This is a genomic window from Aquimarina macrocephali (genome assembly GCF_051627225.1).
In the GTDB taxonomy this organism is placed as follows: domain Bacteria; phylum Bacteroidota; class Bacteroidia; order Flavobacteriales; family Flavobacteriaceae; genus Aquimarina; species Aquimarina macrocephali.
The window spans coordinates 726,649-750,215 of the sequence record NZ_CP151795.1; the positions used below are offsets into that span (position 1 = coordinate 726,649).

The window sequence follows — 23,567 nt, forward strand, 5'->3', positions numbered from 1 at the left end:
TTTACCGTGTTATTTGCTTTCTGTAGAAAAGTCAGAAGAGCTTTCTGTCATTTTGGATTATTAAGTATAACCAATGCTGCTATTACTCCTGGCACCCAACCGCAAATAGTTAACAACAATACTATTACGACAGATCCACAACCTTTATCTAATATTGATAACGGTGGAAAAAAAATAGCCAATATAACTCTCCAGATACTCATAGTTTGTAATGTAAAATAAATTAAATGTTATACTTATAAGTAGACGACAATTTTATTATGTTACAATATTACCGTAAAATTAATTTCTATATTTTTAACTTGGCATGAGAATTAAAAACAATGAAACTAGCAATAACAAGTTTTAAAAATATTTAAATGCATGAAATTACCATTTCTAATACTATACTTTATCGTATTGATCAGTCCCAAAATACTTTTGGCGCAATATGAATTCTCTGGTTATGTCGATAAAAAAAACTGGTCGGGAGATATTTATTTATCATTGATAGAGGATTACAGAAAGTTATCTGGGGTCTATCCCGAACAGATTATTCAGAAAACGGTAAGTGACTCCATGGGATATTTTAGCTTTTCGGGAGATAATCTTCCTTTACAAAATCATATGTACAGGATTCATATAGAAGGGTGTTCTGAAGATGAAAAAAAACCAATTCATTTTAATGGGTTTTGTCCTTACAGTAAAGAAATTTTATTTATTGCAAATAACACAGATGCTCTTACCTTACCTTTTTCTTTTGATAATGAAATGTTTTGTAAAATTGTTTCGAATAATGAAAAAAGTAATGCTTTTATCAAGGTTGACTCTATCATAGGTGAAATGCGTTTTGCCTTTGCCTCATATAGAAGTGAAGCTAATCGTAAGATCAATGAAAAAAAGTGGTTTGCCACACTACAAGGTTTTGTAAAAGATCAAAATGAACCACTCACAGAACTCTATGTTTATGCTTTTTTATCAGATAAATCCAATAATTTGTATGCTCATTATCTTGAAGATTTAGAGCAAAATGTATACTATGATAACCTATTAGAACGATTACAAAAAAAATACCCTAGTAGTACATATACCAAACGATATGAAGCAGAACTAGCTTCAGACAAATTTATGATCAGTCCCAAGGAAGTTTCATATAAAAACTTGTGGTTATGGGTAGTGTTGGCATGTGCAATAGTACTTAATATTTTTCAATTCCTGAACTACCGGAAAAAGGTAAAAACATCTCATAATTCTGAAAAGAATCTTACACAGCAAGAACAGAAAGTATTAGACCTTATTCTTGATGACAAGACTAATAAAGAGATTGCTTCTACCATGTTTGTGAGTATAAGTACTATAAAAACTCACATAAACAATCTATATAAAAAGCTTGACGTGAGCTCAAGAGACGAAGTTAAATCACTAAATATCAAGAAGTAACAAAAAATCCACCTGGGGTCTAGTCCCCTTTTCAAACCTGTTTTTATTGATTTTGTTCTCTTATGTTTTCATTTTTGATACCTCTAATCAAAATTTGAAATCATGAAAAAAGAATTCCTAATCTTAGCCAGCCTACTTGTAATGGCTGTAGTATCTTGTAAGGATGATGCTACCAAAAAGATAAACGTAGAAAACGTTGCCGTTTCTGAAAGTCGAGATGCAAAAGTCTCAGATTTTCCGGTAATGGACTTTGCTCAAACCAATCACAATTTCGGGACTATTAATGAAGGTGATGTTGTAGAGCACAAGTTTACCTTTACCAATACTGGTAAAGCACCATTAGTTATTATAAGTGCCAAAGGTAGTTGTGGCTGTACTGTTTCTAAATGGCCCAAAGAGCCAATTGCTCCGGGAGCTACAGGAGATATGATGGTCACCTTTAATTCTAATGGTAAACCCAATATGCAGAACAAGCAGGTAACCATTACCGCGAATACCGAAAAAGGTAAAGAAATACTTAAAATCAAAGCTATGGTTACTCCCAGAGCTAAGGCGGTAAGCGGAGCTCCGATAAGTAAATAATCGCTTTATACAAAAACCAGTTATATAACTCACAATCAATCAACTCCTAATACAGGAGGAGTTATTCTTATACTCAAAGCGATCAGTTCTCGATGAGAGAAGCTATTCTTAAACCTTACATCTCCTCCCGTTGGGAGGAGATTATATATTCTTTATTTACAACATCATAAACACCTTCTTAAAATGAAAACAATTATATGTATTGTCATAGCTATGATTTTATCCATGATGACACTTTCTGCTCAATCTTTTAATCATGAGATCAAAGTAGAAGGAAGTTCTCCTATGCTTCTTGGTAAAATCAATAACCAGGGATTAACACAAGGTCCATATAACGAGTGGTTTTCAAAAAACCATAAAGAATATATCCCAAAACAAAGCAGTATAGACTCCTTAAAAACCCAATTATCTTCCTATACGATTACTCTTTTTATGGGTACCTGGTGCGGAGACAGTAAACGCGAAGTTCCTCGTATGTATAAAATATTAGAAGAAAGTAATTTTCCTCTGGATCGACTTACCGTCGTTGCCGTAGATCGAAGCAGGGAGGCATATAAACAAAGCCCCGGCGGAGAGCACGAAGGTTTAAATATACACCGGGTACCTACTCTAATTTTTTATAAAGACGGTAAAGAAGTTAATCGTATTGTAGAATCTCCAATAAACACCATAGAAGAAGACATACTCGCAATACTTGCTAAAAACTACACTCCAAAATATAGCTCGGTAATGCTAATGGATGATATCCTTACCAAAAAGGGAACGTCCTATATCTCTAAGAACACCAAAAAACTAGTCAAACAATTTAAGGATAAGACCCAGAATTTATACGAATTAAACACCTATGCTAGTGTTCTTTTCTATGCAAATAAAAAAGAAGAAGCCATAGCCATATTAGATTTTAATACGGCATTGTTTCCAAAAGAAGCGAATACCTATGTAAGTCTTGCCAATAAATATCTGTATCTGGATGATACTGCTAATGCGATTAAGTACTACGAAAAATCATTAGAATTTGAAGAAAATAAAGAAATACAAAAAAAAATAAAGACCTTAGCACAACACTAAATATATCTAAGTAATCATGGTATGATTTCTAGGTTTTACAATCTGAATTCGATACAAATTCATATACTAATCGTTAGTATTTATTAAAACATACCATGAAATATATAAAACAGCTAGTCTTAGTTTTTCTTTCATTTTTTTTCACTTCCTGCTCGGATTCAAAAACAAAAGAAAAGGCTGAAACATTAGTTCAAAATGAAGTCAGATTAAAACAAGAATTTGGTTTTATTCAACAAAAGATAACTGATAATCTTTATGTTTTAAAATCTAATAATTACAATACCAATATTGGTGTTTTTATAGGGAATAAAGAAATCCTCTTGATTGACCCTATGACAGGCTCTAATAACCATCATACTTTATTAGAAAAAATAAGAGAGCTATCTAATAAACCTATTAAATATGTAATCAATACTCATCATCATGAGGATCACAGCGGAGCAAATTCATTCTTTGCAGAATTAGGAGCAACAATTATTTCTCAAGAAAACATCAAGTATACTAGTGCTAAATATGATGTTATTTTTAAAGATAATTATACCCTCAACTTAGAGAATGAAAAAATTGAGCTTTATCATATTACTTCACATACTTTTGACGATGTGCTTATTTATTTCACTGAAAACAACACCATCTTTATGGGAGATACATATATGACTAATTTTTTTCCACACTATTATTACGGAGGTGGTGGTAAAGGTCATATAGAATTCATTAGCAAAGCATTATCTCTAGGAAATAAAAACACAACCATAGTCGCCGGTCACGGTAAATTATCCTCTGATAAAGCAGAACTTAACGCCTATAAAAAAAATTCAATAAAATGGATTGAAAGAATCAAAGAACTATCACTTATAGGTAAAAGCGCTAATGAAATAACTCAAGATATCGAAATTAAGGAGTTAGCATTAACTTTTAGTGGAAATAATAACGTGCATCCTCAAACAATTGAAAAAACAATTTCTGTTGACTACAATTCTATTATTCCGCTTCCAGAGGACGTACTAAAAAGTTACGAAGGAATGTATCAATATAAAAATGAGAAAATTGATGAATTAATTTTTCAAGACAAGAAATTAATTCTACGAAGAAAAGGTACATATATATTTGAGCTCTCTGCACTTTCAAATACAAAATTCCATATTAGAGGACAAGTACCATATAGATACATCACTTTTTCTAATGGAGGAAAAGAATTAACTTATTTTAATGGAAAGGAAAACCAAATAGCAAAAAGAAAATAGTAAATACAAACAATAGCTGATCTACGTAAAACTAAAGCTCTACTAACCTTTTAATTTACAATTGACTCTATTTTATAATCACAATCCATTGATAGATTTTAAAAATTCACATAAAATTATAGATGAACAGGTAACATTTTACTTTACTACCACAACACTTGTAATATTGTAAAACAATGATATGAATCTGAGTTTAATGTAGAGGTCTCAATATAAAAAGTCGTCAAATAGTGTGATTTTTTGATGTCTTATAATTGAGGTTAAAAGTTTTTAATCAGACCTTTCTTTAACTTCTTCAAATAGGCTATTTTTGTCCCTTTAAAATGACGAATTTATGCAATTATCAGAACAAGAACTTGTAAGAAGAGAGAAATTAAACGCATTACGCAATCTAGGTATCGATCCTTATCCGGCTGCATTGTATCCGGTTGACTATACCTCGAAACAGATAAAGAGCAAGTTTGAAGAAGGTAAAAAGGTAATTATTGCAGGTAGATTAATGTCGAGAAGAATACAGGGTAAAGCTTCTTTTGCAGAATTACAAGATACCGATGGTCGTATACAAGTTTATTTTAACAGAGATGAAATTTGTCCCGGTGAGGATAAACTCTTATATAATGAAGTCTATAAAAAACTATTAGATATAGGTGATTTTATAGGTATAGAAGGAGAGCTTTTTACTACCCAGGTTGGTGAAAAGACTGTATTGGTTAAAAACTTTACACTATTAAGTAAATCATTAAAGCCACTTCCTCTTCCTAAAACAGATAAAGAAGGAAATACTTTTGACGAATTTAATGATCCAGAGTTAAGATATCGTCAGCGTTATGCTGATCTGGTGGTAAATCCAAAAGTTAGAGATACATTTATTAAACGTACGCAGATTGTAAATACCATTCGTAGTTTTTATAATGAAATGGGCTTTTTAGAGGTCGAGACTCCTATTCTTCAGCCTATACCAGGAGGTGCAGCAGCACGTCCGTTTATAACACATCACAATGCACTGGATATTCCTTTATATCTTCGTGTTGCCAACGAACTGTATTTAAAACGTCTGATTGTAGGAGGGTTTGATGGAGTGTATGAGTTTGCAAAAGATTTTAGAAATGAAGGTATGGATCGTACTCACAATCCAGAATTTACCGTAATGGAAATGTATGCTGCATACAAAGACTACCATTGGATGATGGATACTACAGAAAAGTTACTAGAAAAAGTAGCTGTAACACTTCATGGTACTTCAGAAGCACAATTTGGAGATAATATCATTAACTACAAAGCTCCTTATAAGCGTATTGGTATTCTGGATGCCATAAAAGAGCATACCGGATATGACCTTTATAAAAAGAGCGAAGCTGAAGTTCGTGAAGCTGCTAAGGCATTAGGTCTCGACGTTGATGAAACGATGGGTATCGGAAAAATGATAGATGAAATTTTTGGAGAAAAATGTGAAGCCAGTTATATCCAACCTACGTTTATTATCGATTATCCTGTAGAGATGAGTCCGCTTACCAAAAAACACCGCTCTAAAGAAGGGCTTACAGAGCGTTTTGAGCTTATGGTAAATGGTAAAGAATTAGCAAATGCCTATACAGAGCTTAATGATCCTATCGATCAACGCGAACGTTTCGAAGATCAACTTAAATTATCTGAAAAAGGTGATGACGAGGCTATGTTTATAGATCAGGACTTTCTACGTGCCCTCGAATATGGTATGCCTCCAACCTCGGGGATCGGAATAGGTATCGATCGATTGGCCATGTTTATGACCAACAATCAATCTATCCAGGAAGTACTGTTTTTCCCTCAAATGCGTCCAGAGAAAAAACAAGTAGAACTTAATGATAACGAAAAAGCCATCTTTGAAATTCTTAAAAAAGAAAAAAGCATGGACTTATCCGATCTTAAAAATGCTACAGGCCTAAGTAATAAAGGCTGGGATAAGGGAATCAAAGGGCTTTCTAAATTAGGATTAACAAAAGTTACCAAGACTGATGATACTCTAATCATAGAGGTTACCGAGTAGACAAAGAACAAGGGGTCCTTGTTTCAAACTAAGACGTTAACATTTTTTTAACTATATTTGCGGCTATTTTATAAATAACCTCAACTATTATGAAACAAGGATTACTAATATCTATTACCCTATTGTTTTGTCTAATTTCGTTTGCGCAAAGTGCAGATCTAGATAAAGAAAACTTTAAAGTTTCTTATGTAAAATTACCTACAAAACCTATTCTGGACGATACCAAAAGAACGTATTCAACTAATAATAGGGGAATTTCAATTTCTGGATTCTCTAAAGTAAAATCTGAAGGAACATTAGATTACAATTACACTTTTAATGGTACCGAAATAGGAGAAGTCAATATTAATAAGAACAAAATTGAGAAAAAGGACAAAGAAGGAAAAGTCGTTTCTGTACGCTATGAATATATGGTAGTTGTTACCTATTCATCTTCTGGATCCTTATCGCTTAACAATGCAGAGACCGCAGAAAATTTTCAAAAAACATATTCAGAAAGCACCACCTATAAGAGTAGTACTTTTAGCAGTTATACTAAGGCAAAAGATTATTACAATAATAATCGAAACAACTTAAGAAACAAATATAGAAGTGCTCATAAGAGTACTATTATAAGTAATATCAATACCTATACAAATCGCGCATATGGATACATTCCTTATACAACCGAATATGAGTATTTATGGATTTTAGGTTCAAAAAAACATCCAGAATTTCAGAAACACCATGAAGCATTTGATAAGGTAAAAGTGGCGTTTGATAACATCAAATATGATGAACCAATTGATGAGATCAAGAAAGAGATGGAGCCGATAATCGAGTATTTTAATAGTGTAATCCCAAACTACCCGGGAGATAAACGTAAATTAAGAAAAGTGCGATATGCCAGTTACTATAACATCGCAAATCTATACTACTATCTAGAGATGCCTGAGAAAGTAAAAGAGTACGCTCAGAAAATCATTGATAATAATTATGATAAAAAAGATGGTAAATATTTTATCAATAAGGCAGATAAGTTAATCAAGTCTTTAGAGATCAATAAAACTAATACCAGGCACATGAAGGTGCTTACCGAGGATCTTAGTAATGTACCCGATGAGGAAGAAGAAACTGAGACTGCAGATGTAGAATTAAATAAAGCATACTTGATCACCAAAGAAAATGATACTACACTGGTTGATATCAAATCCAGTGATATTGCTTCAATCGGATACAAATTAAAAACGGTAGAGTATGATCAAAACGGTACTCCAATCGGAAGCAGAGTAAAGAGTGCAAAAAAATGTAAAGAACTTGTATTTGTTGATGGGCTTCATTACAGAAATATCAAGTTTAAAGAATCTTCTATCAAATCAGGAGCTGTAGATGCCGGACAAATGGTATTAGGTGGTGCTACAGATAAGCTTTGTAAAGTGCTTTTTGAGTCTGATAAGATTAACTTATACCTGTTTAATCAATCTGAGTTGGTTATTCTTCCTGCCGGAAGTGAAAAAGGAAAATCAACTATGGGAGCTGGTTTTGTTTTTGGTTTTAAAAAGAACCTTACCAAATATGCTGAAGGTTGCCCAACAGTAATTGAAAAAGTAGCTAATAAAGAGTACAAAAACAATCAGGAAAGTTTACTTAAGTTTTGTGATGAACTTACCAAATGTAGTTCGACACCGGCTCAAGACGGAAACTAATAGTAAGGTCAAAAAAAATACTGTAAAAAATAAAAAACGCAACCTCATTGGTTGCGTTTTCCCCTTAATAAACAATTCTGATTATACAAGAATTTCCCAGTTGTATTCGCATATTCTTTTCTAACAATGCAATAATGATATGCTAGTACACCTTGTAGTATTTCCCAGAATGTTATACTTATTTATGTATTCTCAATTCTAAATATTTGGATAGTGTATATCATTAATATCCAAAATCAAGTATCAAATAATTCCCTTTTAATCATTTTTTTTACGCGATAAATATAACATTACTTTTAGATATAAATGTTATATTTTTATTAAAAAACCGTAACTCAATTACGTTTATACCTCCATATCTCTAATTTATATCATATAAGAATTCCTAAAACTCACAAAACCTTGAAGTTTTATAATAAACAATTATATTTGAATACCTAAACACAAATCAGATGCCTATTATAACAGACGAAGAATTACAGGGTTTTAAAGACCAAATAGAAAAAGTCGAAGAATCCAAACGTGCTATAGAATATACACGTGACAAAGCTGTAAAAGACGAAAAAGAAAACTCTCGAAAATTTAAAATAGCAACCATTATACTTGGTATTATCGCATTACTAGGTGTTGCAGGAACTGTGTATTTCATGAATTTTAATACTCCGGATAACATGATTTCTCAGAAAAAACATAAATCTGAGGTTACCACACGAGATACGAAAATAGCCGAGCTAACAGAAACGATTAAAAATCTATCTATGAATCAGGAATTAGATTCAAATAGTACTGGAGGAGGAAATGGTCGTTCCCTGGAAGATGAATTAGTATATGCTGTACAAATCGGAGCTTTTGAAAGTATCGATTTGTCTATGTATTCTGAGAATTTTGTGAATTTCAGACAAATTAAAAGTGGCGGATATAATAAATATGCCTTAGGAAATTTTGAAACGCTTAATGAAGCCAAAAAATTTCGTAGACAATTAGTACGACTCGGGTTTAGAAATGCTTTTATCGCTTCATATCAAAACGGAGAACGACTACAGATTGAAGAAGCTTGGTAGATACAGGTTCTGGTTATAGTTAGAAAAACCAGAATAACAATATAAAGGAAAACCCCGGCGCCAAAACGTCGGGGTGTACCATCAAAACTAACTAATCAACTCAATACAACTAAACTTGTACTACAATATATTTTCTACCTGATCTCTTGTAGTATACTCCTTTACATCTGTAATATTTTACACCTCTTACTTTTACTGTTTTATATCCTCTGGGTAATGTAGTTACTCGCACTCCTGTAGGAACCGTAACTCTTTTATAGGCTCTATTCTTTTTTACATACCACACACCATCACTTCTATAATAATGTACATTTTTATGTACTACAACTTTAGGACGATGTACTTTGGTAACCACAACTCCTCGTGCCGGACGTACTTTTACTGTAGTCGCACAAGACGTCATTAAAAAACCAAACAATACAACCGGTACAACTATTCTCATCACATTTTTCATATCCTTATAATATTTTGATTTCTTATACTAAGACCCAAGGATTATAAAAAGGTTTAATGGGTAAATATTAAAAATGTGTGTTCGATATATATTTTCACCTTACTTAGCCTTTCATTCAACTTCTTATAGCTTACTGATTATCTAACAAATGAATTCAATTTTTTATATTTTTGCTCCCTTCGGTAAAACCCGAATCTAAATCCTACAGCTTCAGCATAAACAAAGCTTTGTAAAGTCGTATCATACTCTATTGGTGCATTTAAAGTTCTCATGATATCGATAACACGATAGAGTTTGGTCTTTGAGATTTCTAAACTAGATGCAAAATCTTCTGGTGTTCCCGTAGCCTGTAGGCGAATGAGCTGGTCCATTCGTTCCATAATTTCAATCTGTTTAATAATGATATTCATAATTTATTTTCTCTTTGATGTTATATTTTATTACAACTTTTAATGCTTAGATCAACTTCTAACCATCAAGGATAATTGATCACTTCCAGAGGCAGATCCTTTAACACTAAAGACAAAGTCAAACGACTTTTATCCAAAATCCTATTCTCGATACTCTTCTTCCTATGGTCGAAGCACTCGAATTGACGAATTTCTAATCAAAAAATATCAAAATGCATAACGACTCATTCTACATACTCCTGTATTGGTAGCCCTGCAATAATTACATCTTCTAAGACCGATGCTCCATCTTTAACATATACCACAGCATAAACATCCTCTTCCTGTGCATTTCTATTTACCTCCCTATAGGCTTTTTCTGCATCGTATGCTTTGGTTTCTTCCATATAAAATCTATTAAATGGTAGCTCAAACATGATTTCATCATTATATGTATTCGTTACTTTGGCCATAACATAATCACCACCAATATCAAGAGGCTCTCTACTTACCCGAACAACTTTAGCAAAACCTTCCTGATCATTTTCTATATACACTCGTACCTCATCTCCATACACGTAGGTAGTATCTGAGGTTTTAAAAGAATTCATTTCAAACTGAAGTGTAATATATTTTCCTCTAAACGGATCTGTAGGATCTATCGGCCTGGTTTTAAATTTATATGCCGTACCCGATATCAGGATATCCTCGTTATCAAAAATCATCTTTAGCGGAGTACCAATTTGTACTACTGCCAAGACTATAAATACTATAAAATAAATCGGTTTCATATCTCTATATTTTTAATTGCTATTTAATGCGCTGTTGTTTTTTCAGCATGATATAATTGGTTAAAAAGAACCCTGCTCCTACCATCACAAATAAAATTCCTCTAACAACAAAGCTCATTCCGGTATCAAAAAACCTACAGATAATCAGTATCGAAATGATCAATAATCCATAATTAAGGATCCCGAAGTTAACTTTATCTGCTCCAATTTTTATGGCAGACATCCCCAGGGCAAATACCAATGCATTCATTAGTACAACAGGTAAAATTCCTGTATCTGGCAGTAAGAAGTATACTAATCCAAAGACCACAAAAGCTATCTGAAACAGGTTAACAGCTCGTATTCCCTTTCTTATAACCGTATACCCCAAAACAGAGATACTTAACAAGAATACTACTACTGCTGTATAGAGCTCCTGAGTATCATAATTGAATGCCTCTGGGAGTTCATCCCATATCCAACGAAACGTAAAAATCATCAGCGATACTATAGTACCCAGCGAACCAATGATCAAAAAGCCATTTCTAAGTGTTCTTAACTCTTTAAATACAGGAAGTTTTCCTATAGAATACAAGAATCCAAACATGGTGATGTACATCACAAAACCAAGGTCTTCACTACGGCCTATAAATGCACTTAATGCAATTGCAATACTTGCCGGAAAAATCCAGGTAAAAATAGTAGCCGTATTGCTCGCCGTATGCTTTGTAATAAGAGTGTAGTAATATGGTAACACAGCCCCAATAAAAGCAATATACAACCAGGGAGTTTCTGTATTTCTATAGTTCCATAACCCAACTTCTACCGCGTAGTAGGTACTTAGCAGTATTGTAAGCAAGGCTACTGCATGCGATCGTAACAAGTATACCAATGGCAAACAAAGTACAATCCAGGTAAGTAAAAAAGAGCCTAATTCTCCCGGGATATTATAAATCTGACTTACCAATGCCATACATGCACCCACTGCGAAAAAAAGAAAAGTCCCTGATGCTTCTTTCCAGGTTGTACTTTTATTTTTTAGTATAGAAAAACCAGCAAAGATCTGACCCAGTATCAAAGGGCCAAATGCTAAAATTGTTTTTGTTAATCGCGAAAAATCATCCCAATTGTGTGCCAGCATTAAAATAATACCAGACCCGACTAATAACGCACCAAAAATCCCAAAGATCATAAACAGCTTATTAGGCTTTCCTGCATCTTTGGTAGCGTAGTATTGTCCTATTTTATCTGCAAGCTCTGGAGAGATAATCTTATCTCCTACCAGTGTTTGCAGTTCTTTATTAAATTTTGATCCCATAATATCATGTTGTTTAGTGAATTGATAACTCGCTGTGTATAGAATCGTAACGCAAAAGCGTTAAAATGCACAACGGGTTGTTTTCTATTGATAAAAAGACAGCCGCAACCATACGGCCGTCTTCTTTAATCATCAAAACAAGAGACCTCTAGCCCCCCAAAGGTCCCTTCTTTTGATTCCACTGTTCTAACCCGGATTATGCATCAGAAAATCTATTACGTCTTGAAACTACTTCAAAATATACCGTTGCACTACATTTTTCAGTTTAACCGTAGCGATGCTATGCTAATACTAAGAAAATGTCATATTTTATGGTACTTTCAAGCCTCATAACGAAGTTCTGATGCATAATTCGGATTTAATTACTCCTCGCTGTTTTCGATAAACTTCTTATCCCTGGTATTCTTCTGCACTGCAATGGCAGCAAATAAACTTAAAGCAAAAGACATCCCATAAAACCCTTTTTCACTAAGCTCCAGGTCGGCATTCCATAAGCCGATAATCAGCAATAAAATAGACGTGAGTGTGGTAAACCAACTAATCCCATAATAGATATCGGTAACCGGGATTCCCTCTAGCCTATCCCTAACACTTTTTTGCACAGATACTGCAGAGAACAATCCAAATAGCAGGATCGTAAAATAGTACCCTTTCTCATTAAGAACCATACCCGCATTCCATAATCCGGTGCAATAGGATATCATTCCTATAAATAGTGCAGACCATGATGCCGATATAAAAGCCGGAGTTGGCTTTTGATCATATACTTTGTTTTCTTTCTTTTCTACATTTTCGATTACTGTATCCTCGGATACATCATTACTAAATTTGTAATTCATAATAATTGATTTTGATGATTAAATAAAAATTCAATTGTTTATTTTGAACAGGACAAATGTGCAATGATATGCGTTGATATAAAATTCGATTTATCAAAAAAACTTACGATATATTTATGTTAATAAATCAATTATATCAATATTCATAGTATCTTTATCAAAATTATACTTACTATATAATGCATGTTATTTCTTCTATAATCCATACCTTATCTGATGAATCGAAGCGAAATTTCATCACGATACTGCGGCAAAAGAATAAAAGAAACGATACCAAAAACATTCAGTTATTTAAGCTTTTGGATACTACATCGACAGCTAAAGACCTGGATATTCAGATTTATGGAAAAAGAGCCAAGGGTGCCTATCACGCACTATGCAAAAGACTTTATGATACGCTGATTGATTTTATTGCCGCCAAAAGTTTTGAGGAAGAGACTTCAGAAGAGATGGAAACTCTAAAGCTCCTTAGAGCCAGCAGGAGTTTCTTTGAACAAAAACAATATAAAATTGCTTTTAAAACCATTTCCAAAGCAGAACAAAAGGCCAAAACCTATGCGCTTTTCAGTATTCTAAATGAGATTTATTATACACAGATTCAATACGCTCATCTTAACCGTGGGATAGCAATAGAAGCTTTATTTGCTAATTTCAGGAATAATAAAAAATCACTACAGCAAGAAGAAAACCTAAATCTGTTTTATGCTACGGTACAGCATGAATTGATGAAACAAAGAAGAGATGCAGTACCGATTATAAAAAATACACTATCCAAATTTGGATTATCGATTACACAAGATCTTACGTTTCGATCCTTATTTAAGATCCTGGAGATCACGAACCAAACAGCTCATATCACCAGGGATTATCACGCCATACTTCCTTTTGTAGAAGAAGTTTATACGCAAATAGATGCAAAAGAGGATGTAATCGACAAGCACCTCTTCTATCATATCCAGATCTTATACTATGTAAGTAATTCTTATTTCAGGAATAAAGATTTTGATACCTCGCAGCAGTACCTGATACTCATGCATGAGCAGATGAAAAAACATCAGGACAAATATTACAAGCGATTTTTTCCGCAGTACACACTACTACTGTCGCTTAATCTTAATTATACGGGCCTGGCAGAAGATGCTATTTTGATGTTAGATACCTTTGATTATGAAAAATACAAAGATCAGATCGCTTATATCCTGGATCTTAAATTAAGTCACATTGTTTATCATTTTCAGCAACAACAATTTAAAGAAGCCCTGGGTATTCTTAATGACTTTTACCACAGTGATCACTGGTATACCGAAAAAGCGGGGCTTGCCTGGGTAATTAATAAAAATCTGATTGAGATCTTATTGCGCATAGAACTTGATCATATAGATGTCGTAGAATCCAGGGTAAACAGTTTTAAAAAGAAACATGGTGCGTATCTTAAAAGCAATAGAGAAACGCGGGCATCAAAATTCCTGAAACTAGCGACTATGTACTACCACAAACCAGAGATTGTAACCACTGCAGCATTTAAGGATAAGATTTATAATGAACTCACTACTCCTACTCCCGAGGACGAAGACATTTTTGATATGAGTTTTTATGCCTGGATAAAGACTAAAGCCGAAGGTACTACGCTGTATGAAACCACTTTACAACTGGTACAACAATAAAAAAAAGAGAGGAGTTGTATGGTCTATCACATAAATTTGCTAATTTCCTGAAAAATTAAACCCCGGATCATACAATGTCATTAGATAATCTTGAATTTTTATCCATTACAGATCAAGCACAGGATTTCCCGATGCATTATCACGATACGTTTTGCATTGCATATGTTCGTTCGGGAATCGAGCAAACACAATTACAAAACCAGACCTTATTATGTACTGCAGGTGCAATTTCTGTTACACATCCCTACGAGGTACATACCACACCAGTTTTAGATAAAGATATTGGGGTAAGTTTTGATACGCTTTACCTTTCTAATGATGTGGTAAAATTCTTTCTTAATGGCAAGACCTTAAACTTTTCAGAACGGGTTATTTTTGATGATACGCTAACTCAATTGTTTTTTCAACTAAAAGAAGCACAGGAAAAACAGGATGTAAGCATAACCGAGCAGTATTTAAAAAACTTTATCCAGCAACTAAGCCTGTACTCTACTGTTTCATCCTATCATTATGATGATTGCATTCGGGACTTTAATACCATTAATTGTTATATCGAAAACAACCTTACTCAAAAAATCTCTTTAGAAGATCTGGCAAAAATTGCCAACATCAACAAGTTTAGTTTTACCAGAAAATTTAGAACAGAGACGGGTTTAACACCGATAAACTACCTGTTAATGAAAAAGATCATGGCTGCCAAAACGGCGATTCATAAAAACTCAGAACTCACCCAGATTGCTTACCAGTATAACTTTACCGATATGGCTCATTTTTCAAGAACTTTTAAAAGGTATATTGGTATATCGCCCAAAGTATTTCAGGATCGGTTGATACCAGTTCTCGAATAAAATTACGTACTAACTTGTTGATTTTTATTTATATCTTCTTACGTCTCATCGAGTGATTTTATTAGTAGCGATAGAGCGGTTGATAAAATTGTACTTCGACAGGCTCAGCAGAGCTATCGAGATGCAATAAAACCTATTACCACATTTAGTTCTCGATACAATTTTTCTCCATTACATTACGAAAAACCACTCGAACTGACGCTTTTTTGAACATTTTGACTTAGGTCGAACTCAGATTATAAAATTGTCAATATTATACAAGCCTGTTACATAAGATGCCTCGTTCTTTGTAGAAATCATTTTTATATATGAAGCATCTTATCGCAATCCTTAGTATCACCCTTCTTTTTTCCTGCAAATCCGAAAAAAAAGATCCGCTATTTGCTATGACTCCCGATCAAATGGAAGAAGATTTTCAACTCTTTCAATCTATATATGAAGAAGCGAATGCCGGCCTTTATAAATATCATAAAAAAGAACAGGTAGATAGTGCTTTTGCTGCCAACAAAGCTCAGATTACAGAAAGTACATCCTACCGGGAGTTCTATACCTTGCTTTGGAATGTAATTGATTATACAGGAAGTTGTCATAACCGCTTGACCTATCCCGAGGCGGTGGACGATGCGTTAAATCCCAAAAATGTTTTCTTTCCTATCCCATTAAAATATATCGACGGAAAATTCTATACAAATTACACCTACAATGGTATTGCGATGGGTAGTGAAGTGCTTGCTATAAACGAAATGTCTATAGACGAAGTAGCAAAACGTTGCGGGCATTTTATAAGTACCGATGGGCATAACCAAACCGGTAAGTACACCGACTTAGATTCTGACTGGTTTGCTTTTTATATGTATTTAGTATTTGGGGAGCAGCAGCAATATACACTGCAGTACAAAAATAAAGCAGAATCTACATCTACTACCCTACAAAGTGTAGATTATATTACCTTTTTTAATAATTATCAAAAGCGTCATTCTGCTACCTATGATCACCGCATTACCAAAGACTACTTCTTTACATACAAAGACAGCATTGGGTATCTAAACATCAACACCTTTGCTATGGGAGGACCAAAGTCTGAAGGTCATAAGAAATACGCTACCTTTTTGGATTCGGTTTTTATAGCTATAAAGGAGAACCATACCCAAAAGCTTATTATGGATGTTAGAGGCAATGGTGGCGGTAATGACCCTAACGACTTATTGCTGTATTCTTATCTCACTGATCGAAGTTTTAGAGAAAACACCACTGCACACACCCTTTTTCAGGAAGTTCCTTTTCCTGATTATTATCTCGATGATGACATCGATGAGCTGGCCAAAGAATTAAAAGAAGAGCATTCGGTTTTTAAAGATGGTAAATATTATCAAAACTCTACCTTTAATACCGCATGGCAACCCAAACCAAATGCATTTACAGGCGATCTTGTACTCTTGATTGATCCTCCTGTAGCCTCGGCCGGCTCACTATTTGCCAGTTTGGTAAAAAGTGACGACAACACTACCGTAATCGGCGAAGAAACACTGGGCGGGTACTATGGCCATACAGGACACATCCCCGTATATTATGAATTACCCAATTCTAAATTAGAGCTTAAATTTTCGATAGTTGATCTGGAGCAGGATGTCCAACAACTACCCGATGAGCAGTATGGTGATGGTGTGCAACCCGATGATAAAGTGGTACAAACCTACCCCGATTTCCTTACCCACAGAGACACACAACTAGAGTATGCGATTAAAAAGATGAGTTTGAAGTAATATCCTTCACTTACCCTTTCCCGTACCCTTCGAGAGCACTTCGACAAGCCCAGTATGACACCTCAGGGTACGGGAAGGGAGCGTTTTTTTGATTGTATATGCCCGTCAGTTCGAGTGATTTTTCGTAATGTAATGGAGAAAAATTGTACTTCGACTGGGCCTGTCCTGAGTTTATCGAAGGGCTCAGTAGACACCTCGGGGTACACCCAAAACCTAAAACCTACTACCTAATACCCCAAACCTAAAACCTCATACCTACTACCTCATACCTACTACCTCACACCTAAAACCTACTCCCCAAAATCATATCTCCCTTTTCATAAAAATACCCAACACAGGGTATTGAATGCCTCTAGAAGAATTACAACTTTTGAGTATTCAATTAAAATAACATCAAAGAACGATAATGAGGTTAAGCAATTTGCCGAATTAGAATGTTCTGAATAACCATAATTTAAACTATCATATCATGGACATAAATTTAAACACAAGTTTCGATTACCAATCTTTAGAATTTCAACAATATCTTTTTAAAAATAAAAATGTTTTTAAACCAAGTCGTTCTATTCCTGTAGATTTTGATTTTGATGAAAACGATGCCAGAATAAGTGACGATTCAAAACAAGACAATGTTATTTTTCTTGTTGAAGAAGAATATGTTATTGAAAAAGGAGAGTCCAGAGTTCTTGGTGATAACCCAAGACAATGTATAGCAGATGGAACAATAGAATATCAAGGCACAGTCAAAATCAAAATCGTATATAGTCATGATCTAGATATAAAACTTGAGTATTTACTTTATTTAAAAAAGAATATTCCACTCAGTGCGGGAAAACTAGTAAAGTCACTTTTTAAGCAATATAATAGAGTTACACATGGTGATAATATAATTAAATGGATTGAAAGTCAGCTTCGAGATGGTTTAACTAAGGATATGTTTATCATTGACACTCATCCTACCTTTGAAAAACTATCAGACAGGATTGAAGTCGACACAAGCCAACGAGAATCGTTATTTCGTCTATATTGTAGTTATGAAGGAGGTTTGATTTTTGATGAAAATGGAGAAAGAATACTTGGTTATGGTAAATGGGCAAATCAAGAAAATATAGCTTGTCGAAAAATTGGTGAAAAACTACTTTTTGGTAGTAATCAACCCGAAGAATCTTTAGAAGTAAGAGAATATCCTTCTAATACTCCTCCATCAAAGCAAGAACTTGATTCTATTACAGAAGCACTAATAAATAAGATCATGCCTCCAACTAACAATTGTGGCAAAATGCAAAGGTATAATCAAAAACTATTGCAATTACTAGAATGGCCAGAATTTAAAATCGAATGGAAGACTAAAAGGATTAAAATTGGTTGTTCAAAAATTACAATTTCATATCCAGTTCTAAGAACACGAAAATCTGAAATCGTATTCTACGCATATATTTCTGTACCTCAAAATGTAGGAGTTACAGCTTTTAATATTGCAAAAGCTTGTGCTTTTAGTTCGGCATTAAAGGGAGCAGTTATTGGTGTAGTATTAGGTAATTTACCATTGGCTATATCTACATTCAAAATATCATTTAAAGATTGTATAGAACGTGAAATTAAAAAATGTATTTACCCAGGTCTTTTTACCGTTAAAGAAGTAGGTTCTTGGAAATAGTGATATTAATGACTTGGGCAATACCAGATCTCCTGCCCGTACCCTGAGCCCACCACGTACCCTGAGCGTAGCCGAAGGGTACGTCTCAAACCTAACACCTCACACCTCAAACCCCAAACCTCAAACCCAAAACCTAGATCACATGCAAAAAACTTTCTCCTCACTATGTGGTTTCCCGCTATTGTATTAAAAAAGGTAGCTGTAATTTTAGGGAACTAAATAATAGACGTGAGTTTTTAATATAAATAGTATTTGGTCAGAAATAGATCACTATTAGAACTGTTTCTTTTTGCATAATTTAAGAAAAGCCACACATTTAAAATAAATGACAGACTATTACAAAACACTGGGGATTGAAAAATCAGCTTCTCAAGAAGAAGTCAAGAAAGCGTACCGAAAATTATCAATAAAGTTTCATCCAGATAAAAATAACGGAGATATATTTTTTGAAAATATGTTTAAACAAATTCAAGAGGCATATGAAACTTTAAACGATGTTCAAAAAAGAAATGAGTATGATAGCAAAACAAATCATCAGGCTAATCAAGATAATTCACATTCAAATTTTAAACCAATAATAGATTTTTTCAAATCTAATAAAACTTTATTTTATAGTGGAGACGAAATAAGATTTGAATGGAGAACCTTTAATGCAGACTTGGTTGAAATTAAACCATTTGGAATAGTTAGTGCAAATGGCAGCAAAACATTAAAGCTCAACAACATTAATAAACAATTCATAACGATTGAACTAAAAGCTACAAATACAAATATCTCTAGATATGTATCTAAACAGATTATTCTAGAAAATAATGTATTTAGAGATGCTAAAACACAATCAACTCATAAAAGTGGGTTTTCTAGCACCTACAAAAAAACAACTTCATATAGTTCTGCTAATAACATAAAATCAGAAACGTTTTGGTCGGCAAAAGATAGATTAAGAAGGAAGGATTATCTTATTAGACTAATTTTATTAGGACTACTCACTGGAATTGTAATGGCAGTTATTGAAAATTCTCGCAATGAAGTAGTTTTGTTTTTTTCTTCAATTATAGCGATTGCTTGTTGGATAATAATAACAATTCAAGCAATAAAAAGATTGCACGACATTAATATGAGTGGTTGGTGGTATTTTATTCTCTTAATTCCTTACATCAATGTAGTTTTTGGGCTATATGTTCTATTTGCGGACGGAACAGAAGGAACTAATAAATATGGAGCCGACCCAAAGAATCGATAAAAACCTCATACCTACTACCTAAAACCCAAAATCTAGTTCCATATCGTATCCTGAGCCCCGTCGAAGGACACACCTACTAACTCATACAAAAAACTTTCTCCTCTGCCATGTGGTTTCCCGTAACCGTAATAAAAAAGGTAGCAGTAGTTTTAGGGGATTAAAAAATACAAACGGGTATAAAGAATATATATCCTTTATACGATTGTCGTGTGTCATTAGAAAAAAAATGCGAGAAGAAATAAAACCCGAATTTGAAATACTTTATAGCGACTTAAAAAATCATTTAATAGGAGATTTTTTGGTTTCAAGAGAATTTAAAATGATGATGTCTAAAAATGGATATTATCAAAGTTGGCAGAAGACATATGAAAATGTAAAAAAGAACAGAGGTTATTTGTCTATCGGTGTCGACCATTTGAGAGGAGATAATATTGACACATTGGCTCTTTTTATAAATGCATCAAACGAGGCAGAGAACATCGAAAACGTTGTTACATTGATTATTTGTAGCTTCATAGAATATAAGAAAACTAATGAAGACTTTGAGGACGTTATCGAGGCAATGACTGTAGCGAAGTTTCAAAAATCTAATGTCGAACAAGTGCTAAAAGTATTTGACAAGCATAAAAATCAAAATCTGCCCGAAAAAGAAATTATAAATAGTTCACCAAAGAAAAAGACTAATGTGAAAAAAGCGAATGAGAAAGAAGTTTTTATCGTTCACGGACATAATGAAGAGCTGAAAGAAAAAGTTGCAAGAACACTTGAGAAACTGGGATTAACACCAAAAATTCTGCACGAACAGAGTAATGAAGGTCTAACAGTCATTGAGAAATTTGAAAAACATTCTAATGTAAATTTTGCAGTTATATTGTTAACTTATGATGACCACGGAAATATTAAGTCAAATAATGAGAAAAACAAGAGAGCCAGACAAAATGTAATTTTAGAATTAGGTTACTTCATAGCTAAAATTAGTCGTAAAAACGTAATGCCTCTGTATGAAAAAGGAGTTGAATTACCGAGCGATATCTCTGGAGTATTATATACATTAATTGATGAAACCGAAAATTGGAAATTCAGATTAGTTAAAGAATTAAAGTCTGCTGGTTATAACGTAGATGCGAACGATATCCTATAAATAACGGCACATAACAACGTATAAAACATGGCAAAAAGAACTTCAAAAGCAGCAGCTCCACAAGAGCCAACTTACTTAATAAAATCTAAATTAATTTTTAATAAAGAACTTGAAGATAGAATTAACGAAGGAGAAAGTATTCTGAACGTAAATATCCAAACAATAGAAGATTTCAATAAACTTAAAAATGAATATTCCTCTTGGCATGACTATAATTTAGAATTATTAAAACAATCATTTAATAAAACTCATAATGAATATCGCGATGACTATGATAATATAGGAGAATGGAGTGGAATGTTCCTTGGAGGTCGTCAAAGTCCTGCTGAAGAGTTAAAAGAGTTTGCTGAAAAATTCACTTCAAAAATAGACAGTTTAAAAAAGTTAGTACAAAAATTACCTTTATTAAAATCAAGTGTAGAAGATACCACATCTATCTCTGATGAAAAATCAGAAATAAATATGTCACAGGTCTTTATTGTCCACGGACATGATGATTTGGCTAAAGTAGAAACTGCACGATTTATAGAAAAACTAGGGTTTGAACCAATCATATTACACGAACAAGCAAATTCTGGAAAAACTATAATTGAAAAAATTGAAAGTTATTCGAATGTTGGTTTTGGAGTGGTTCTATATACAGCTTGTGATGTTGGAGCGAAGAAAGGTGAAGAAGCAAATCTAAAAAGTAGGGCCAGACAAAATGTTGTTTTCGAACATGGGTATTTAATAGGGAAAATTGGTCGCAAAAATGTTGCTGCACTCGTTAAAGGAAACGTTGAGACCCCAAATGATATTTCAGGTGTTGTTTATCTATCTATGGATAGCGATTGGAAACTTGACCTTGCTAAAGAATTAAGAGAGAGTGGATATACAGTAGACATGAATAAAGTAATTTAAAAACTATGCCCAACAAAGATGTGTATAGTGCATACACTACGGGATATGCTCCATATACGGATCGTTAGTATCAATTAAAAAGAAAAAACAGTTGTACTTCAAATGAAAAATGGCTACATGACTGAAATATTAGGATTAAACTGGCAATTGTTATTGGGGGTAATCATGCTTCTAATTTCAATCATACTAATAGTATATGGTCTTAGCAACAATATTAACAGTAAAACTTTATTCAACGTATCAAGATTATTAGCACTTATAAGTGTTGCAGGGATATGGTATTTTGGAAATATAAATACAAAAAATACAAGTCTTGAAATTGAGAAAAACAAAAAGGAAACTGCAGAAGCTATCACAAAAACGGCTGAATTGGAATTGAATGTAACTTCTGCAAAGAAAGAAACTGAAGAAGCTAAATTAGAAACAGAAAAGATAAAGCTCAAAGTTGAATCTGCAAGTGAAGCTGCTCAAAAAGCCAAATTACGTACTGAAGAAATGACTTTGGAAGTTGAAAAAGCAATAGCAGAAGCTGAGAACGCAAAATTAGAGCGTGAGAAAATAAGGCAACAAACACTAATACTTGAAAAGCAAAACACTGAATTAAAGATAGAATCGGATAGAATAAAATCATTCACAATTAGATTAATTTTTAAAATTAGAGAAGAAGGTAAATCTTCACTTTCAAAAGGATTCACGCAAGTATATGGTATTGAGGGCAGAGCAGCATTATTAGATGGCAATAGAGAGATACTCTATTTTTTCAATCCTGGAAATAATCATAACACGGATACAGCTAAAGATGGCAGAGGACTTTTGATATTTAACTTACATCCTGAAAACCCTGAATTATTATTCACAAAATCCATAAGATCATTGGAATCAGTAAACTCATTTGAATTTGCTTTGGGAAATTTAGTAAAGTATTTTAAAATAAAGGCAGTTAATTTAATTGATGCAGAAATCCAATTTATTATAAATGAAATTCAACTTTTTACCTTAAATATAAGAGAGTCTAAAATGGGGGAAATAGAGAATAGTAAATCATTACAAGTATCTGTGAAAAATCAATTTTCAAATATTATAGGTTTATACAAGTCTAAAACGAAAAAAAACTGAACCCAATAGCACGGATTTGCAATCCATAAACATACAACCTAGACAAAAAAACCTTAAAACGTAACCAACTCCGGTAACGAAACTTCCAAAGCTTTTGAGATTTCTAAAAGTGAATAAATGGTAGGATTCACTTTTCCGTTTTCTAATTTCTCTAACGCTTGTCTGTCTTTATCGCAAGCTCTGGCCAAATCAGATTGACTCCAACCTTTTTGAGTTCTTAACTCAACGATTCTGTTTCCTATATTTTTCTTTAGCTCGTCTTTGGTCACATAACAAATGTCAATTAATCATATGACATTCTTGTCATATTAAAGTTTGACACTTTAAATTAATTCATTAAGTTTGTCATATAATAATATGACAACTTAACCAAGATTAAA

The 23,567-nt window shown here is 33.4% G+C and carries 22 protein-coding genes; 15 read left to right on the top strand and 7 right to left on the bottom strand.

Translation table 11 applies throughout. The features are described 5' to 3' along the window. Nucleotides 1–47: 47 nt before the first annotated feature. Nucleotides 48–203 carry a YqaE/Pmp3 family membrane protein gene (locus tag AAFU52_RS03270; protein WP_074410361.1) on the bottom strand — a complete coding sequence of 52 codons (156 nt, stop codon included), beginning with the start codon at nucleotides 201–203 and terminating at the stop codon, nucleotides 48–50. A gap of 160 nt (nucleotides 204–363) precedes the next feature. Between AAFU52_RS03270 and AAFU52_RS03275 the strand changes: the two genes are divergently transcribed. The 7 genes from AAFU52_RS03275 to AAFU52_RS03305 all read left to right on the top strand — a co-directional run bounded on the left by AAFU52_RS03275 (nucleotide 364) and on the right by AAFU52_RS03305 (nucleotide 9,085). Next, a complete protein-coding gene (locus tag AAFU52_RS03275) occupies nucleotides 364–1,419 on the top strand; it encodes a response regulator transcription factor (RefSeq protein WP_024771889.1) in 1,056 nt (351 codons plus the stop codon). Nucleotides 1,420–1,521: 102 nt separating this feature from the next. Then, nucleotides 1,522–2,001, top strand: a complete 480-nt coding sequence (locus tag AAFU52_RS03280) for a DUF1573 domain-containing protein (protein ID WP_024771888.1) — start codon at nucleotides 1,522–1,524, stop codon at nucleotides 1,999–2,001. Between the two features lie 183 nt (nucleotides 2,002–2,184). Next, a complete protein-coding gene (locus AAFU52_RS03285) occupies nucleotides 2,185–3,069 on the top strand; it encodes a hypothetical protein (RefSeq protein WP_438425391.1) in 885 nt (294 codons plus the stop codon). Between the two features lie 95 nt (nucleotides 3,070–3,164). Beyond that, the gene (locus tag AAFU52_RS03290) at nucleotides 3,165–4,313 is read left to right on the top strand and encodes an MBL fold metallo-hydrolase (protein WP_438425394.1); all 1,149 of its coding nucleotides are present in this window, start codon (nucleotides 3,165–3,167) and stop codon (nucleotides 4,311–4,313) included. A gap of 334 nt (nucleotides 4,314–4,647) precedes the next feature. Then, nucleotides 4,648–6,339, top strand: coding sequence for a lysine--tRNA ligase (lysS, locus tag AAFU52_RS03295; RefSeq protein WP_438425396.1), 1,692 nt, complete (start codon nucleotides 4,648–4,650; stop codon nucleotides 6,337–6,339). A gap of 89 nt (nucleotides 6,340–6,428) precedes the next feature. Next, the gene (locus AAFU52_RS03300; RefSeq protein ID WP_438425398.1) at nucleotides 6,429–8,024 is read left to right on the top strand and encodes a hypothetical protein; all 1,596 of its coding nucleotides are present in this window, start codon (nucleotides 6,429–6,431) and stop codon (nucleotides 8,022–8,024) included. A gap of 452 nt (nucleotides 8,025–8,476) precedes the next feature. Then, nucleotides 8,477–9,085 carry an SPOR domain-containing protein gene (locus AAFU52_RS03305; protein ID WP_024771883.1) on the top strand — a complete coding sequence of 203 codons (609 nt, stop codon included), beginning with the start codon at nucleotides 8,477–8,479 and terminating at the stop codon, nucleotides 9,083–9,085. A gap of 109 nt (nucleotides 9,086–9,194) precedes the next feature. Here AAFU52_RS03305 and AAFU52_RS03310 read toward each other — a convergent pair whose 3' ends face one another. The 5 genes from AAFU52_RS03310 to yiaA form a co-directional block, all read right to left on the bottom strand. Then, nucleotides 9,195–9,539, bottom strand: coding sequence for a DUF6515 family protein (locus tag AAFU52_RS03310; RefSeq protein WP_438425400.1), 345 nt, complete (start codon nucleotides 9,537–9,539; stop codon nucleotides 9,195–9,197). Nucleotides 9,540–9,676: 137 nt separating this feature from the next. Next, the gene (locus AAFU52_RS03315; RefSeq protein WP_438425402.1) at nucleotides 9,677–9,919 is read right to left on the bottom strand and encodes a hypothetical protein; all 243 of its coding nucleotides are present in this window, start codon (nucleotides 9,917–9,919) and stop codon (nucleotides 9,677–9,679) included. A gap of 254 nt (nucleotides 9,920–10,173) precedes the next feature. Then, nucleotides 10,174–10,719, bottom strand: coding sequence for a GDYXXLXY domain-containing protein (locus AAFU52_RS03320; RefSeq protein ID WP_024771881.1), 546 nt, complete (start codon nucleotides 10,717–10,719; stop codon nucleotides 10,174–10,176). 19 nt (nucleotides 10,720–10,738) lie between these two features. Then, nucleotides 10,739–12,016, bottom strand: a complete 1,278-nt coding sequence (locus AAFU52_RS03325) for a DUF2157 domain-containing protein (RefSeq protein WP_438425404.1) — start codon at nucleotides 12,014–12,016, stop codon at nucleotides 10,739–10,741. Between the two features lie 362 nt (nucleotides 12,017–12,378). Further along, nucleotides 12,379–12,855, bottom strand: coding sequence for an inner membrane protein YiaA (yiaA, locus tag AAFU52_RS03330; protein ID WP_024771879.1), 477 nt, complete (start codon nucleotides 12,853–12,855; stop codon nucleotides 12,379–12,381). Between the two features lie 179 nt (nucleotides 12,856–13,034). Between yiaA and AAFU52_RS03335 the strand changes: the two genes are divergently transcribed. The 8 genes from AAFU52_RS03335 (at nucleotide 13,035) to AAFU52_RS03370 (ending at nucleotide 23,187) form a co-directional block, all read left to right on the top strand. Then, entirely contained in the window at nucleotides 13,035–14,519 is a 1,485-nt protein-coding gene (locus tag AAFU52_RS03335) for a hypothetical protein (protein WP_438425406.1), read from the top strand. A gap of 74 nt (nucleotides 14,520–14,593) precedes the next feature. Continuing rightward, complete coding sequence (locus AAFU52_RS03340; RefSeq protein WP_438425407.1) at nucleotides 14,594–15,367, top strand: AraC family transcriptional regulator; 774 nt, start codon at nucleotides 14,594–14,596, stop codon at nucleotides 15,365–15,367. A 308-nt stretch (nucleotides 15,368–15,675) separates the two neighbouring features. Continuing rightward, entirely contained in the window at nucleotides 15,676–17,130 is a 1,455-nt protein-coding gene (locus tag AAFU52_RS03345) for a S41 family peptidase (RefSeq protein WP_438425408.1), read from the top strand. Nucleotides 17,131–17,599: 469 nt separating this feature from the next. After that, nucleotides 17,600–18,787 carry a hypothetical protein gene (locus AAFU52_RS03350; RefSeq protein ID WP_438425410.1) on the top strand — a complete coding sequence of 396 codons (1,188 nt, stop codon included), beginning with the start codon at nucleotides 17,600–17,602 and terminating at the stop codon, nucleotides 18,785–18,787. A gap of 325 nt (nucleotides 18,788–19,112) precedes the next feature. Continuing rightward, on the top strand, nucleotides 19,113–20,030 hold the full coding sequence (locus AAFU52_RS03355) for a DnaJ domain-containing protein (RefSeq protein WP_438425412.1): 918 nt from the start codon (nucleotides 19,113–19,115) through the stop codon (nucleotides 20,028–20,030). Nucleotides 20,031–20,256: 226 nt separating this feature from the next. Continuing rightward, complete coding sequence (locus tag AAFU52_RS03360; protein ID WP_438425414.1) at nucleotides 20,257–21,171, top strand: TIR domain-containing protein; 915 nt, start codon at nucleotides 20,257–20,259, stop codon at nucleotides 21,169–21,171. 27 nt (nucleotides 21,172–21,198) lie between these two features. Continuing rightward, nucleotides 21,199–22,071 carry a TIR domain-containing protein gene (locus AAFU52_RS03365; protein WP_438425416.1) on the top strand — a complete coding sequence of 291 codons (873 nt, stop codon included), beginning with the start codon at nucleotides 21,199–21,201 and terminating at the stop codon, nucleotides 22,069–22,071. A 117-nt stretch (nucleotides 22,072–22,188) separates the two neighbouring features. Next, nucleotides 22,189–23,187 (top strand): hypothetical protein, encoded by a 999-nt coding sequence (locus AAFU52_RS03370; RefSeq protein WP_438425419.1) that lies wholly within the window; start codon nucleotides 22,189–22,191, stop codon nucleotides 23,185–23,187. Nucleotides 23,188–23,240: 53 nt separating this feature from the next. Here the strand turns inward: AAFU52_RS03370 and AAFU52_RS03375 are convergent, their stop codons facing one another. After that, complete coding sequence (locus AAFU52_RS03375; RefSeq protein ID WP_101450329.1) at nucleotides 23,241–23,456, bottom strand: helix-turn-helix domain-containing protein; 216 nt, start codon at nucleotides 23,454–23,456, stop codon at nucleotides 23,241–23,243. Nucleotides 23,457–23,567 lie beyond the last annotated feature (111 nt).

Bases quoted from the DNA above. Each gene is read 5' to 3' on its own strand.
- AAFU52_RS03350 (WP_438425410.1), top strand. From the start codon at position 17,600: ATGGACATAAATTTAAACACAAGTTTCGATTACCAATCTTTAGAATTT.
- AAFU52_RS03340 (WP_438425407.1), top strand. From the start codon at position 14,594: ATGTCATTAGATAATCTTGAATTTTTATCCATTACAGATCAAGCACAG.
- AAFU52_RS03290 (WP_438425394.1), top strand. From the start codon at position 3,165: ATGAAATATATAAAACAGCTAGTCTTAGTTTTTCTTTCATTTTTTTTC.
- AAFU52_RS03365 (WP_438425416.1), top strand. From the start codon at position 21,199: ATGGCAAAAAGAACTTCAAAAGCAGCAGCTCCACAAGAGCCAACTTAC.
- AAFU52_RS03345 (WP_438425408.1), top strand. From the start codon at position 15,676: ATGAAGCATCTTATCGCAATCCTTAGTATCACCCTTCTTTTTTCCTGC.
- AAFU52_RS03315 (WP_438425402.1), bottom strand. From the start codon at position 9,919: ATGGAACGAATGGACCAGCTCATTCGCCTACAGGCTACGGGAACACCA.
- AAFU52_RS03370 (WP_438425419.1), top strand. From the start codon at position 22,189: ATGACTGAAATATTAGGATTAAACTGGCAATTGTTATTGGGGGTAATC.
- yiaA (WP_024771879.1), bottom strand. From the start codon at position 12,855: ATGAATTACAAATTTAGTAATGATGTATCCGAGGATACAGTAATCGAA.
- AAFU52_RS03310 (WP_438425400.1), bottom strand. From the start codon at position 9,539: ATGAAAAATGTGATGAGAATAGTTGTACCGGTTGTATTGTTTGGTTTT.
- AAFU52_RS03305 (WP_024771883.1), top strand. From the start codon at position 8,477: ATGCCTATTATAACAGACGAAGAATTACAGGGTTTTAAAGACCAAATA.
- AAFU52_RS03275 (WP_024771889.1), top strand. From the start codon at position 364: ATGAAATTACCATTTCTAATACTATACTTTATCGTATTGATCAGTCCC.
- AAFU52_RS03320 (WP_024771881.1), bottom strand. From the start codon at position 10,719: ATGAAACCGATTTATTTTATAGTATTTATAGTCTTGGCAGTAGTACAA.
- lysS (WP_438425396.1), top strand. From the start codon at position 4,648: ATGCAATTATCAGAACAAGAACTTGTAAGAAGAGAGAAATTAAACGCA.
- AAFU52_RS03360 (WP_438425414.1), top strand. From the start codon at position 20,257: ATGCGAGAAGAAATAAAACCCGAATTTGAAATACTTTATAGCGACTTA.
- AAFU52_RS03280 (WP_024771888.1), top strand. From the start codon at position 1,522: ATGAAAAAAGAATTCCTAATCTTAGCCAGCCTACTTGTAATGGCTGTA.
- AAFU52_RS03300 (WP_438425398.1), top strand. From the start codon at position 6,429: ATGAAACAAGGATTACTAATATCTATTACCCTATTGTTTTGTCTAATT.
- AAFU52_RS03355 (WP_438425412.1), top strand. From the start codon at position 19,113: ATGACAGACTATTACAAAACACTGGGGATTGAAAAATCAGCTTCTCAA.
- AAFU52_RS03285 (WP_438425391.1), top strand. From the start codon at position 2,185: ATGAAAACAATTATATGTATTGTCATAGCTATGATTTTATCCATGATG.
- AAFU52_RS03325 (WP_438425404.1), bottom strand. From the start codon at position 12,016: ATGGGATCAAAATTTAATAAAGAACTGCAAACACTGGTAGGAGATAAG.
- AAFU52_RS03335 (WP_438425406.1), top strand. From the start codon at position 13,035: ATGCATGTTATTTCTTCTATAATCCATACCTTATCTGATGAATCGAAG.
- AAFU52_RS03270 (WP_074410361.1), bottom strand. From the start codon at position 203: ATGAGTATCTGGAGAGTTATATTGGCTATTTTTTTTCCACCGTTATCA.